This is a genomic window from Verrucomicrobiota bacterium, assembly GCA_021413925.1.
Classification (GTDB): domain Bacteria; phylum Verrucomicrobiota; class Verrucomicrobiia; order Chthoniobacterales; family UBA6821; genus UBA6821.
In genome coordinates this window covers 88,613-101,490 of sequence record JAIOPL010000002.1, presented here as the reverse complement: position 1 = coordinate 101,490, position 12,878 = coordinate 88,613, and the positions used below count along the sequence as shown (strand labels likewise).

The window sequence follows — 12,878 nt, the reverse complement described above, 5'->3', positions numbered from 1 at the left end:
CCATCGCCGAAAGACCCAGCTGATTCTACCGGAATAAGAGTGGAGATGGTATTACCACCCGATGCGGGTAATGCCCTTGACCTGATCGAAGTGTACATCACGGGAAAGGATTGGCAGCAGGTGCTGGCGGCACTGGGCAGCGATCCAGAGATCGTGCCATGGAATGGGAGATCCTGCTGATTTCAGGTCTTGGCGGATCTCGGCGTAGTGACTTGCCGTGACCTCGTCCAGAGGCAACGCGGGAACTTCCATCTCCATCCGAGCGAGCTCTTGCTCATATTGCGACCGGTACCGCGAGGCAAGGATGCCGAAGCGATATTCTCCAAGCACAACCGGGGAGAGATAAATCATCCCAGCTTGCTCAAGCACGCCCCTGATAGCCGGATCCCCGTCCAGGAGAGCGGATAGGGCGTTTGTATCCAGAATCACTTCCATTCCTTGGAATCGACAGAATCGAACTCCTCGGCGATCCGCCGCTCGATTTTCTTCCTCTCACTCCCCAGATGCCTGAGCGCTCCGAAATGCCTGATCCATGGTTTAAGCTGGCCGGGAGATTGCGCACGGAGCTTCATTTCAAGGGCCTCGGTAACGAATATCTTCAGCGATATTCCTCCAGCCGAGGCGTGTGCCTTCGCCTGCCGAAACAGCTCATCCGGGAGTTCAAGGGTTGTCTTCATGAACCCATATTCCCATATTTACGGGTTTCGTCAAGAGGGTGCATCATCCCTTTCTCGCGAAGAGCAAAGGTCGGCTGTTATACCAAATTACAATAGGCATCGAACTTAAGCGGCGGCGGAGTTTTGGTGAATGGATAGGCGGCCAAGCGTAGCCTACTTAGCTCAGTTAGCCGTCAGACGTTTTTTCTGACAAGGTTCGCAAGCTTGGATGGAAAGCTAGGCGCGCGAGAACCAAGCCTCTGGAAAGAGGCGCGGAAGACTGCCGCAGGCAGCCCTGCAAAGGGCGGCACTGCTTGCCGGGAGGTAAGTGCTAACAAAAGCCGTAGCAGTTCTACGCCGAGTGAGCGGCAACGACGCTCTACGTCAAGATCGCGAGCCTACCTACTTGATGGCTGTCCAGACCCGATGCACATCATCGTGCTCTTCGAGTGACTGGAGAAATTCCCCAACCTCGGCACGCTGTTCGTCGGTTAGCGTGGGGAAGGTTTTCGCCACATAACCGATCTCACTGGTGACAATTTTCCAGCCGTTCTCCTTGAGCCAGTTGGTGACGGCCGCGGTGGCAGTGCGGTCGGTAATGAAGCGAGCTCCTTTCTTTTCGGCAGGGATGTCGTCGTTCTGCTCATGGTTCAGAGACTCCACCTCATTAGCACCAGCCTCAATAGCCGCCTCTTCGGGATCAACAGAAACATTATCTGTGTAGGCTTCCACAAGACCGACATGGTCGAAGAGGAACTTGTTACTTCCCGGAGCGCCGAGTTGCGCGTCGCGGAAGAGTACCCGGATCTCGGGGGTCGTGCGGTTTGTATTATCGGTGTAGACCTCGACGATCACTGGCACCTTGTGCGGGGTATATCCCTCGAAGGCGATATGATCGATGACGATCTTGTCCTCACCAATCCCTGCCCCCTTGTTAATGGCCCGGTCAATGACATCCTTGGAGACGCTCTCGGCACGGGCCTTTTCCAACGCGGCGAAGAGTCGGGAGTTCGTTGCGGGATCGGCACCACCCTGTTTGGCAGCGATGGTGATTTCCCGGACGAACTTCCCCGTCGACTTCGACTTCTTGAGGGATGTGACCTCGCGTTTTGCGAGGAGCCATTGGCGACCCATAGGAGGAGAAAGGTTAAGGTTTTAGCGGTTTAGTCTTTTAGACTGTTAGGAGAAATTCCGGACATCGATTCAAAATATTAAAGCGCTTTTCCGACTTCATATTTCAGATATCCGGATTAAACGCCAACTTTTTGGGTATGGAGCCTCTGTTTCTCTGACCTAATAGTCTAACAGCCTACAGTCTAGTAGCCTCTTTGCAGTTTTACTCGTCAGCAATAACTGGCGTCGAGCTGGCGCGCTTGCGGGCCGTGGCGTCGAGCAGCTTCTTGCGCAGACGGATGCTGAGCGGAGTCACCTCGACATACTCGTCGGGGGCGATGTACTCGAGCGAACGCTCGAGGCTCATCTTGAGCGGCGGGGAGAGGGAGACTCCCTTGCCGTCTCCCGAGCTACGCATGTTGTTCAAGGTTTTGGCCTTGCAGACATTGACCGGCATATCGTCGGCGCGTGAATTCTCACCAACGATCATTCCGACATAAACGTCATCCTGAGGAGAGACGAAGAGACGGCCTCGCTCCTGGATCTTCTCCATGGAGTAGGCCATGGCAACGCCGGCTTCCATGGAGATCAGAACTCCATTGTTGCGGGTGGGGATGTCGCCCTTGAATTCGGCATACTCCTTGAAGATATGCGACATGATGCCGGCTCCCTTGGTCAGGTTGACCAGATCGGTTTCGAATCCGATGAGTCCGCGGGTCGGAGCCTCAGCCTGGACGGTGACGCTCTTGGGCTTGTGATCCATGTTCACGATCTCGGACTTCCGACCGGCGAGACTCTGAAGGATGTCGCCCAGATTATCAGGCGGGACATCGATGTAGACGGTCTCGATAGGCTCCAGAAGCTTTCCACCCTCACCCCGCTTGTAGATGACCTCGGGACGCGAAACGAGAAGCTCGAAGCCCTCGCGGCGCATCTGCTCCACAATAACGGCGATCTGCATCTCTCCGCGCGCCTTGATCTGGAAGTGACCGGCAAGCTCCGTCTCCTTCACCTCGATGGAGACGTTGGTACGGGTTTCACGGGTGAGGCGTTCCTTGATCTGGCGTGCGGTGACAAGCTTGCCCTCCTTGCCGACGAGCGGTCCGTCGTTGATACAGATCTTCATCGTGATGGTCGGGGGATCGATATCGACGAAAGCGAGAGGCTCACGAGTTTCGTTATCAGTGATGGTCTCACCGATGTAGACCTCTTCGAAACCGCAGAGACCGACGATGTCGCCGGCACTGGCTTCCTGAAGCTCGATCTTCTGAAGTCCCTTGTGGCCGAAGATCGCCGTCACGGCCTTCTTTTCTTTCGTACCGTTCTTGTGGATGGCAACGATCTGCTCGCCCAGCTTGACCGTGCCGCTGATGATGCGGCCGAAGGCGATACGACCGAGGTAGTCGCTGTAATCGAGGTTGGAAACAAGCATCTGGAAGTAGTCGACATCCGACTTCTTCGGAGCCGGGATGTGCTTGATGATGGCCTCGTAGAGAGGCTCCATCGTGGTGCTCTCCTGATCGATCTCGTTCTTGGCAAATCCTTGCTTGGCGCTGGCGTAAACGACGGGGAAGTCGAGTTGCGTGTCGTTGGCACCGAGTTCGAGGAAGAGCTCGAAGACCATGTCCAGAACCTTGTGCGGGTCGGCATTGTCGCGGTCGATCTTGTTGATGACAACGATCGGCTTGAGGCCGTTCTCCAGAGCCTTCTTGAGCACGAACTTGGTTTGGGCCTGGGGACCACCAAAGGCGTCCACGACAAGAAGCACTCCGTCCACCATCTTCATGATGCGCTCCACCTCGCCGCCGAAGTCGGCGTGGCCAGGGGTGTCGACGATATTGACATGGTATTCATGCCACTGGAAGGCGGCGTTCTTAGCCTTGATGGTGATGCCCTTCTCACGCTCCAGATCCATGGAATCCATAATGCAGATCTCGGTGGCCTTGGCCTCGTTGGCGCGGAAAGTGCCCGACTGCTTGAGAAGCTGATCGACGAGTGTGGTCTTCCCGTGGTCGACGTGGGCGATGATGGCGATGTTGCGAATATTATCCATGGTCTTTTTAAGTAGCCGGCTACTATCTATGCACAATGTGCGCATGTCAACGGGGCATGGAGGCAAGCGGGTTAAAAATGTGAAAAAGTAAAAGGTTACAATGTGGCAGAATGAGAAAACACGGCTTGGATGGAAACCGCCCCGCTAATCTTCCATTTTTGTAACGTATCGAATTGGCCATAATTTTAATGCAAATAGACGATCAACCGTTTTAACAATTCAACGTTTTAACACTCCAACCAGCCATGCGACTGCTCTTCCTCCAACACGATCCTCTGGATGGACCTGGCGCCTTGCTGGAGTGGGCAAAGTCCCGGGGACATTCGATAGCGTTTTGCCTGATCAGCGGAGGGGCACCCCTCCCCTCTCTGGAAAGCGTGGACTTTCTAGTGAGTCTCGGAGGACCCATGGGTGCGTATGAAGAGGAGAAACACCCTTGGATCGCCGCTGAAAAGCAATACCTCCGGCAGGCCGTCATGGCGGGAAAGAAAATCCTGGGGCTCTGTTTGGGCTGTCAACTCCTAGCGGATGCCCTTGGAGGAAAGGCATTCCGCCACACTTGCAAGGAATTCGGATGGCAGCCCATCGAGCCGACAGAACTCGGAGGAGAATGGTTCGGTACGGAGGATACTTTTAAAGCTTTTCAGTGGCATGGTGACACTTACACCCTCCCACCAGGAGCAGTTCAACTAGCACGTAACGAAGCTGCCGAGCAGCAGGCTTTCCTCATGGAGGGCCCGGCTAGAAATCAGGTCCTTGGACTCCAGTTTCATTTGGAATGGACCGAAAAGATGGCCCGCGAGATAGCCGTAGAGCCCGACATCGCTCCTCCAGTCTCAGCTTTTGTCCAGTCACCGAAAGAAATCCTCAGCGACCTCTCCCTATTCGAATCAGCCAAGAACCGCTTTTTTCTACTCTTGGACCGCTTCACCCTCACCCAATAGGCCTTTCGCCTTTCGCCTTTTTATCTGGTGCACCCGGCGAGGGTCGAACTCACAACCTCTTCCTTCGGAGGGAAGCGCTCTATCCAGTTGAGCTACGGGTGCCGTAAGGATGAAATTTGCGACGAAGTCCTGCTGGGGTCAATCCTCGTTTAAGAAGAATAATCTCGGAACGCGCCCTTCGGGCACAAAAAAACGGCCGGATTGCTCCGGCCGTTTTTCGAAAAGTAGACTTTAAACCAAGATTAGTCGTTCTTTGGCTTGATCGGCGTGGAAGTAGGAACTGCGTTGGTTCCCTTCGCGGCCTGCTGGGCCTGGATCTGGGCTGCCAGATTCTGGACGGCCTGCTGGAGATCAACAAGAGGGACCCATCCGATCAGGTTACCCTGCTGTCCGGTGGACTTATCCGCAAAGGAGGCGGCATTCAGGAGGCGAGCCTCACCGGTCTTGGTATTCCACTGAACCACGGAGTCCACCTGCTTATCGGCGATTGTGATCTTGGCTGAGATGCACTGGAAGGTAGATTGCTCAACGGCAGTGGTGCTCTTTTGGTTGCAGGCGACCAACGCTAGGGAGGCAGCTGCAAGAAGGGTGATGGAGGTTAACTTCATAAGAGGTCAAACCTAGGAGAGGATCTTTAGGAATGCAAATGCAAAGGAAGGATCCCAGGCAGAACTCAGGGGGCTCTTTTCCGTACTTCCCCTACTTCCCTTACTTCCCTTTGGTATCGATCAACTTGGCAACTTCGATCTCGTTCAAGGTTACGGGATTCTGTTGGAGCAGCTTGGCTAGATAGGCCTTGGCAAGGAGTTGAGCCTTCTCTTTGCGGAGCTCATTGGTCAGAGATACTTTCACTTCATCTAGAGAGGCTGTGTAGGGATCCTTGACCTCAAGAACCCGAATGATGTGCCAGCCGTCATTCATGCGGATCGGATCGGTTGTTCCATTCTTCGAGAGTGATGAGACAGCTGTACGAATCTCAGGCTGGATCTGCGTCTCACCAAGGGATCCGAGATCCCCGCCACGCTGCGCGCTGGCAGTGTCGTCGCTCTGGGTCTTGGCCACAGAGCCGAAATCACCGCTCTTAAGAGCCTTCTGCACGGAGTCGAGCTTGGACTGAGCCCTCTCCTCAGAGGCCTTGTCGGCTCCCTTGGGGCAAGCGATGTAAATCTGCGCCAGATGATATTGTTTCGGGACCTGAAGGGCGTTGTTTTTCTTCAGGGCATCGTAGGCGGCTTCCAAGTCCGACTGCGAAGGGAACTCTGCAGGAGGAATCGCCAGGGACTGCAGGTAGGACTGACTGATGGCCTGCTGACGAATACGCTCGAGCTGGGCAGCGATCTGGGGTTGCTGCTCCCATTTCTTGGCAAGAGCCTCCTTGAAGACAAGTTGTTGGACAATGAGTTCGCGGACCAGGTTATTCAGCGCCGCGGGATCCTTGGAGAGCGTTAACTGATCACGAAGCGGGAGTTTCTCGATGAGTGGCTTGATGTCGTCGGCCTTCACCTCACTATCGCCTACTTTCGCGATGACCGTGGTGTCCGCCTGGGCGGGTGAGGTGAAACCGAGGAGGCCGAAAGCGATAAGGGGGATAATCTTGAGGAAGTTCATAATGGAGAGGTGGTGTATTGTTGGAGTATGGTTGAGAGGTTTTTGTTCAAAAAATCGGGTTAATCTTGTTTTTTTGCGGTGGAAGAATCCCCGGACTTTGAGTCAGCAGGGCTCTCTTTTTTGATGGTCTGATCGGTGAGCTTGTTCTGGTAGTCCTGAAGCAGGGTTTGTAGTTTCACTTTGGTAATCCCAACAAAGGGTTCCCTGGCAGAGATGGCCGTCCCCAGTCCGAACTGGGCATAGCGGTCGAGCACCTCATTAGCCAGGCGATACATTTCGGCGTTCTTGACCTGCTGTTCGGCGATGCGGCGATCAAGCAGGATGATTTTGGAGGCGAGTTCGGCACGCTTTCCCTCGGTTGCCTTGGCGTATTCGGCCAACTTCGCATAGCCGAGCTTCCACTTGGCAAGTGACTCGGTGAGGTGATTGATCTGGAGGTCGTCAGTAGCAAGCTTGGTCTTCAGATCATCGATCGCCTGGTCAGCCGTTCTCTTCTCGGCGGTCGATTTCTTGCTCAATGCTTCCAGATCTGCCTGAAGCCCCTTGATCTTCTCCTCATCGTCGGCGACAGCAGCCTGAGCCGTGGCAAGCTTCGCGTTGGCATCGCGGAGCTGGATCATGCTATTGCGCACCATCTCGCGCATCTTCTGCTGGGCGGGGTCGACCTTGTCGGCGGCAGGCAAGGAAGCTGTCAGGAATAGCACCGTGGCCAAGAGGGTAAGAAGTGAGGCTTTTCTCATGAGGATGGAAAATCGGGAATGGGTGATAGGGGATGGGGAATACCGAGCCGTGGGAACGAGCGGGTCAATGGGCGATTAGGGATCGGGGTGAGGGGCTGAAGGCGGAGGCGGCGTGAGTGGAAAGTGGGAAAGTGAACCAAGACTGAGGGGGCAACGGGGGATGAGGGCCTTAGAAGCGGGCGTTGAGATCGAGTTGGAGGATGTCTGCCTTGTACGTTGGGCCGGCGATGCCGGTTGCGCTCAGCCAGCGGGCGCCTATGAAGACATTCTTGGAGAGGGCGAGGTTGCCGCCCACGGCATATCCCTTGAGGTTCGTGCCGCCGCCTCCGAAGTCGGAATCACAGAATCCGTCGATCACTGCATCAGACTCCACATAGCGGTAGCTAACTCCCAAATCCCAGTCCCAACGCTTCTGGAGTGCTCCGGAGCCGATCTTCGCCTGTATAATCCAAGCGGTGTTGCCACCGTTGTAATTATATACGCCTCCGGAATTTTGAGCTAAGTTATTAACAGGACCCGTAACCAACGTCTGGTTGTAATTGTTATCAGGTCCAGGAACAGGGCCGTTGTTCACGATGTTTTGAGCGTTCCATGCAAGGTTGCGATCCCATTCTCCCGAGACGGAGACCACGAATGGTTCCCAGTGGCGGTATTCCAAGCGGGCGTTTGCTGAAAGAATGTTGTAAGGCGTTGCTAATCCAAAATACTGGAATTGATTAATATAATACGGGTCGACTCCTTGGGTTGGATCATTAATGTAATTCGCCTGTGGATTTCCTGTGGGAAGACCATTTTGATCGTAAGCATCCACTTTTTGGATATTTCGAAGCATCGTGTAGGTGTTTCCACGCTGGGCAAATCCCGGCCTTGAATCATCGGTACTCATCTGGGCCTCCTGATTTGGGGTCAGACCCGGCGCGGAGACTTTTCCCTCAATATTTTGGAAATAGTAGTATCCTGCGGAACTCTTGAAGTTGAGATCCTTCGTGATCTTCCAGTCGATGCCGACCTGACTGGCATAGAGATACTTGTCGTTGCTAGGTTGCTTGGTCTGCTGGGTGGCAGGAAAGTTCAGATCTGTATTGTAGATGGGAAAGATTCCCGCACTCGCAAAAGGAGTAAAGCCCTTGAAGATCTTGTATCGGGCCTGGGCTGCAACTCCGTCGAAACCGATATCATTCGCCCACATAATCGTGGACGGGGTGTAAAAGGGGTTGTCAAAACGGCCCACAGTAATTGCCGCGAGACGGTCCGGATCGGATCCGATTTCATACTTCAGGAAAGCCCTATCCAACCAGATCGCGTAGGAACTGAAATTACCTCCCTGGGCCATGCCGTTGTTACCAACGAATCCGAAGGTCTGGTTTTCGGAGACAGGCGAACCATTTTGACCTGTGCCAATCCGAAAACCGGAGGTGAAGTTCTCTCCCAGATCCATGTCGGCTCCGAATCGGAAACGTACCCGCGTTTGGTTGCGCTGTTGGGTCGTGTTGTACGTCGGGGGACCGATCGGGTTTTGGGCCTGATAATATCCAAAATAGTTATAGAGAGGTGACGATCCGGGAATAGCCATGAGATTGATGGGCCACTGGGAGTTCACCGCGTTGAAATTCATGGTATCAAAGATTTCGGTCCCGTTATTCGTTGAAAAATTGTTACCCTGATAACGAGTCCTCAAGTCCATGAAGGGTCGAAATTTTTTCAGCCACTCGGGCACGTTGGATTGAGCCCATCCCTCGGACTGGGCGGCAGCCATCACATCGCGCTTAATCTCATCACGCATCTCCGACTTTACGATCTCGGGGACGTAGGAGACGCTGACCGCCTCGTCGGAGGAGGGAGGTGCTGCTGCTTCCATGGCCATCTGCTGGGCGGTTGCGGCTTGTGTGGCGGCCTGCTGTGCAACCTGTGACTGCTGGGAAGCACGCTGTGCATCTTCCTTCGCCTGTCGGATCAAGTCGCCAGCATCTTCCTTTGTGAGAATGCCCCGCTGGACGAGGCGATTAATCAGGTTTAGGGTGACGTTCTCGGACGGTGTAACCGGAGGTGGCGCCGATGCGGCCATCACATCGGGAGGTTGTTCCAGATTCGGAGGGGCATCCACGGGGATCGATGGAAGTTTCTTGGTTGCAATGACGGACTCGGAGCTGACCGGAGCTTTGCTTAAGGGTGATTCGTTGGGTTGCAAGACATCAGCAGTGGCGTTCGTATTCGTATTCGTATTAGCGGAATTCGTTGGGACGGCGTTTGTCACTCCATTGTTCGTTCCACCATCGCTTGCCGTACTGGAATTCTTTGAAGTTAATTCAGCGGAGGGAGCTAGGACGGAATTCGTCTCAGAAATTTGAGCCGAGGCTTGTGGAGCAAGTGATGACGGCGCCTCGCCTGAAGGTAATGTGGGAGCCGGATTCTCCAGACCCGATGAGGGTGATGGAACTGGTGTCGGAGTCACAGTGGAAGAGATCTCACCTACCGGAGCCGCCCCCCCGACTGTTTCCGTTGCGGCACTTGGAGTCGCTGGAGCCGGAGACGGGGTTCCCTGCGCGATGGGAGGAGCTGTCGAAACGGATGCAGCTGCATCAGCCATTATGGAAAGATCCGCGCTCAAAGACGAGGGCGCAGGGCTCGGCGCCGGGTTTGTATCAAACAGCGAATCGGCCGCGTCAACAGGCACGGAACCACTGCCCAATAGGAGCAGTCCCAAGGCTATCGCCGCTTTGGTGAGAAGGTTAACTTTCATGAGAAAAGGGATCAATTGGGTCGCCTTGCGTTGAATTTCATCACGATCGGCATCGGCATGCCCGGGGGGGGCGGTTCGCTCAGCACGACATCGGCCAGCACCTCGTTCTTGATCGCGGCATCCAGTTCCGGGTTTCCGGTGGATTGCGCGAGGGATACCTTGCTGATGCGACCCGTGTTATCCGCCCAGACGCGCACCTGGACGCACATGACGGCGCTTCGTGTCTTCTTGTGTGATCGGAGGGCCTCGGCCACGCGGGTCTGCACCTTGCCGGCATACCAGCCGTATTTGCTGCCACCTCCTCCACCCTTGCCCCCGAAGCCGTTGCCACCCATGCCACCGCCGTTGCCGGCGGCAAGACCCGAGGCATCGTTGCCCTGGATGCTGGTGCTCAAGGGAGCGGCTTCCGGTTCGGGAGCCTTGTCGGGCGGCTTCTCCTCGCTCGGGGCCTCCTCTTTCTGGAATTTCGGCTCCTCCGGCTTAGGAGGTTCCTGCTTCGGTGGTGGCGGGGGTGGCGGTGGTGGAGGTGGGAGACTCACCATCCGGACCTCGTTCTTGGGGGCGGGTGCACTCCCCTCATCATCGGAACGGAAGAGGAAGAAGGCGGCAACACCTGCAACAAGCACGGCACCGCCGATGATCAGCGACAGGGGCGCCTTCTTCTTCTCCGGTGATGCAGGTTTGGTGGACATGATTGCTCCTCTTCTCCCCTTATTGACGCTTCTGGGTGGCCAGACCGACCTTCTCCATGCCGATGCGCCCGATCACATCGAGAACATCCATGACCCCCTGATACTGGGTGGCACTGTCTCCACGTACCACGACCGGGGTGTCAGGATTGGCCGATTTGGCCTCCTGAAGCTTCTGCTCCAGTTCGGGAAGGGTGACCGGAAGGGTGTTCAGAAAGATCGCCCCCTCGTTGTTCACGGTCACGGCCTGAGTCTTGGGACCACCCATGCTGGGCGCGGAACTTCCCTTGGGAAGGTTCACCTTCACTCCCTGGATCCCGGCGCTGGTCATGATGATGAAGATCAGCAGGAGAACTAGGTAGAGATCGACCATCGGCGTGACATTAATGTCGGCGATGGCTTCTCCTCCGGAATCAGATTGCATGGTGGGTTTCGGTTACGGGTTGAGCTTTATTGCGGTCTTAGTGAGAAGAAGACGAATCTCCCTTTTCAGGATAATATTCGGCCATCTTCGTCAGGAACTCCTCGGTGAAGAGATGCATATCCGTGACGATGTCCTTCACCTGAACGCTCAGATAGTTGTACCCGAAGAGCGCTGGGATCGCGACGATCAGACCGCAGACCGTGGCGAGCAACGCGGCGGCGATACCGGGAGCGATGGCATTGATATCGACCTCTCCTAGCATCGCGATCTCACCGAAGGTTATCATGACACCGATAATCGTACCGAGCAGTCCGACATAGGGACCGCCGGCGATACAAATAGTGAGGAGCACCATCATGCTCTGGAGCTTGGCATTTTCACGGGTCACCTGAGCTTCCATGCTCGATTCGATCGACTCAATCGCACGGTGGGAGATCCCGCCACCTTTGCTCACACGTTGGCGGATCTCCTGGCATCCGACATGGTAGACACGGTAAATCGGCGTGGAGTGGATGAACTTGATGTGATTGGCCTCGGCACGGCCACCTAGCGTTTCGATCACTTCTGCGTCATCGGTGTCGATCGCTGTGAGATCACCGGCGAGATGATGCCACTGGTTCAGGAACTCCTTGGAGCCACGTGCCAGGCTGGTGATGTACTTGTTCTTGGCGTACATCACGATCCAGCTGATGGCGGACATGATCCCCAGAATGCCGATCACGACCCAGGCATCGACGGTCACTGACTTGATCAGGAAACCGAAGATTCCAAGATTCTCGAGGAAGCTAACCTTGGCAGGCTCGGGCTTGCCGGCTACGAGAAGCTTCGCATTCTGCTGGCCCTGACCGAGCGCCGCGAGCTTGATCAAGGCGGCACTTCTCGCGCTCTTGGAGATCTCCATTTCGTCGATCTCACCGCCGAAGGAGCCCTTCCCCTCCTCCCCACCGATGAAGGCGGGACCATTCAGGGCTGGCATGGCCACCGGCAGGTTGCCTACGGCATTGCCGTCCACGTAGAGCGTCGTGCGGGTGCCGTCTGAGACCATGGCAAGATGCCTCCAAGTCCCGGCGGCCAGAGGCGCAGCGGGCGCGGAGCGCTGGGTACCGGCGGGCCCCGTGATCTCGATGAAAGGAGCCCCGTTATCCAGACCGATCTTCAGAGCGGCGGCGCCATCCTTACGGCTGTAGATGATCGATTCCGGAGCAAGCACGGTCGGCTTGACCCAGGACATCCATGTGAAGGGTGCAGCCTCGAGAACAGCGGCCTTCGGATTGGCCGGGATGCTGATCGGCTTCTTCCCATCGAGCTTCACGCCGCCGCCGATCATCGAACCCTCGACGGGAATCCCCGGTGTCTCCGCCCTGATGCCTTCGCCGGAGGAGTCGCCGGGAGGAGTCCCATGCTCGTTGAAGTGATAGACGGTGATCGTGTCGGCATCGAAGGCCGTCTTGGGCAGGTCGGTCTTCTCACCCTTGGCCGGCTTCTTCTTCTCATTGCGCGCCGAGTAGAGGTAGATCTCACGCGTGGCCCCGGCCTTGACGTCGGGGATCTTCACCCAGACGAATCCCTCGTTCATCACCGGGTCGAATTTCTCGATCTGGGAGGCGAGCATGGTCTTATCGTCGCTGTCGACGAAGCGCAGATCGCTTCCATCCTCCTTCGCGGAGGCGAAGTCGAAGTTCCCGTCATGAAGCCTCACGACGACCGTGGCAGTGCCAGCTGCATCGGGAAGAGGGACGCCATTGTCGGAAGTGTCGACGGTGAACTTGGTACGGGTACTCCATGCCTCGTTCCACCAAGTGCGGGCCTGAAGGGATCCGGGGATCAGAAACAGGATGACTGCGAGCGGAAGGAGGAGCGCTTGGAGATCGGAATATCGACGCATGCTGGGGATTGGTTTCATGGGTGTAC

At 55.8% G+C, this 12,878-nt stretch carries 12 protein-coding genes and 1 tRNA gene; 1 reads left to right on the top strand and 12 read right to left on the bottom strand.

Annotated elements, in window-relative coordinates; genetic code table 11:
• Positions 1-51 precede the first annotated feature (51 nt).
• The 4 genes from K8R57_01245 to typA form a co-directional block, all read right to left on the bottom strand.
• Positions 52-429 (bottom strand): type II toxin-antitoxin system VapC family toxin, encoded by a 378-nt coding sequence (locus K8R57_01245; GenBank protein ID MCE9586923.1) that lies wholly within the window; start codon positions 427-429, stop codon positions 52-54.
• The gene (locus K8R57_01240) at positions 426-677 is read right to left on the bottom strand and encodes a hypothetical protein (GenBank protein MCE9586922.1); all 252 of its coding nucleotides are present in this window, start codon (positions 675-677) and stop codon (positions 426-428) included. Before K8R57_01240 ends, K8R57_01245 begins: the two co-directional genes overlap by 4 nt.
• Positions 678-1,058: 381 nt before the next feature.
• Complete coding sequence (locus K8R57_01235) at positions 1,059-1,790, bottom strand: YebC/PmpR family DNA-binding transcriptional regulator (GenBank protein MCE9586921.1); 732 nt, start codon at positions 1,788-1,790, stop codon at positions 1,059-1,061.
• Between the two features lie 202 nt (positions 1,791-1,992).
• Positions 1,993-3,822, bottom strand: coding sequence for a translational GTPase TypA (gene typA / locus K8R57_01230; protein ID MCE9586920.1), 1,830 nt, complete (start codon positions 3,820-3,822; stop codon positions 1,993-1,995).
• Positions 3,823-4,067: 245 nt separating this feature from the next.
• On the opposite strand from typA, the gene K8R57_01225 reads away from it, so the two are divergent.
• The gene (locus tag K8R57_01225; protein ID MCE9586919.1) at positions 4,068-4,766 is read left to right on the top strand and encodes a type 1 glutamine amidotransferase; all 699 of its coding nucleotides are present in this window, start codon (positions 4,068-4,070) and stop codon (positions 4,764-4,766) included.
• A 25-nt stretch (positions 4,767-4,791) separates the two neighbouring features.
• Here the strand turns inward: K8R57_01225 and K8R57_01220 are convergent.
• The 8 genes from K8R57_01220 to K8R57_01185 form a co-directional block, all read right to left on the bottom strand.
• A tRNA-Arg gene (locus K8R57_01220) sits at positions 4,792-4,868 on the bottom strand.
• A 140-nt stretch (positions 4,869-5,008) separates the two neighbouring features.
• The gene (locus K8R57_01215) at positions 5,009-5,374 is read right to left on the bottom strand and encodes a hypothetical protein (protein MCE9586918.1); all 366 of its coding nucleotides are present in this window, start codon (positions 5,372-5,374) and stop codon (positions 5,009-5,011) included.
• A gap of 100 nt (positions 5,375-5,474) precedes the next feature.
• Entirely contained in the window at positions 5,475-6,374 is a 900-nt protein-coding gene (locus tag K8R57_01210; protein ID MCE9586917.1) for a peptidylprolyl isomerase, read from the bottom strand.
• A gap of 59 nt (positions 6,375-6,433) precedes the next feature.
• Positions 6,434-7,114, bottom strand: coding sequence for a hypothetical protein (locus tag K8R57_01205; GenBank protein MCE9586916.1), 681 nt, complete (start codon positions 7,112-7,114; stop codon positions 6,434-6,436).
• A gap of 169 nt (positions 7,115-7,283) precedes the next feature.
• Positions 7,284-9,854, bottom strand: coding sequence for a putative porin (locus K8R57_01200; protein MCE9586915.1), 2,571 nt, complete (start codon positions 9,852-9,854; stop codon positions 7,284-7,286).
• An 11-nt stretch (positions 9,855-9,865) separates the two neighbouring features.
• Positions 9,866-10,546 (bottom strand): TonB C-terminal domain-containing protein, encoded by a 681-nt coding sequence (locus tag K8R57_01195; protein MCE9586914.1) that lies wholly within the window; start codon positions 10,544-10,546, stop codon positions 9,866-9,868.
• Between the two features lie 19 nt (positions 10,547-10,565).
• Complete coding sequence (locus K8R57_01190; GenBank protein MCE9586913.1) at positions 10,566-10,967, bottom strand: biopolymer transporter ExbD; 402 nt, start codon at positions 10,965-10,967, stop codon at positions 10,566-10,568.
• 37 nt (positions 10,968-11,004) lie between these two features.
• On the bottom strand, positions 11,005-12,870 hold the full coding sequence (locus K8R57_01185; GenBank protein ID MCE9586912.1) for a DUF2341 domain-containing protein: 1,866 nt from the start codon (positions 12,868-12,870) through the stop codon (positions 11,005-11,007).
• Positions 12,871-12,878 lie beyond the last annotated feature (8 nt).

Excerpts from the sequence above, each read along its gene's own strand:
- K8R57_01225 (MCE9586919.1), top strand. The coding sequence starts at position 4,068 with ATGCGACTGCTCTTCCTCCAACACGATCCTCTGGATGGACCTGGCGCC.
- K8R57_01210 (MCE9586917.1), bottom strand. The coding sequence starts at position 6,374 with ATGAACTTCCTCAAGATTATCCCCCTTATCGCTTTCGGCCTCCTCGGT.
- K8R57_01240 (MCE9586922.1), bottom strand. The coding sequence starts at position 677 with ATGAAGACAACCCTTGAACTCCCGGATGAGCTGTTTCGGCAGGCGAAG.
- K8R57_01185 (MCE9586912.1), bottom strand. The coding sequence starts at position 12,870 with ATGAAACCAATCCCCAGCATGCGTCGATATTCCGATCTCCAAGCGCTC.
- K8R57_01200 (MCE9586915.1), bottom strand. The coding sequence starts at position 9,854 with ATGAAAGTTAACCTTCTCACCAAAGCGGCGATAGCCTTGGGACTGCTC.
- K8R57_01190 (MCE9586913.1), bottom strand. The coding sequence starts at position 10,967 with ATGCAATCTGATTCCGGAGGAGAAGCCATCGCCGACATTAATGTCACG.
- K8R57_01235 (MCE9586921.1), bottom strand. The coding sequence starts at position 1,790 with ATGGGTCGCCAATGGCTCCTCGCAAAACGCGAGGTCACATCCCTCAAG.
- K8R57_01205 (MCE9586916.1), bottom strand. The coding sequence starts at position 7,114 with ATGAGAAAAGCCTCACTTCTTACCCTCTTGGCCACGGTGCTATTCCTG.
- K8R57_01195 (MCE9586914.1), bottom strand. The coding sequence starts at position 10,546 with ATGTCCACCAAACCTGCATCACCGGAGAAGAAGAAGGCGCCCCTGTCG.
- typA (MCE9586920.1), bottom strand. The coding sequence starts at position 3,822 with ATGGATAATATTCGCAACATCGCCATCATCGCCCACGTCGACCACGGG.
- K8R57_01215 (MCE9586918.1), bottom strand. The coding sequence starts at position 5,374 with ATGAAGTTAACCTCCATCACCCTTCTTGCAGCTGCCTCCCTAGCGTTG.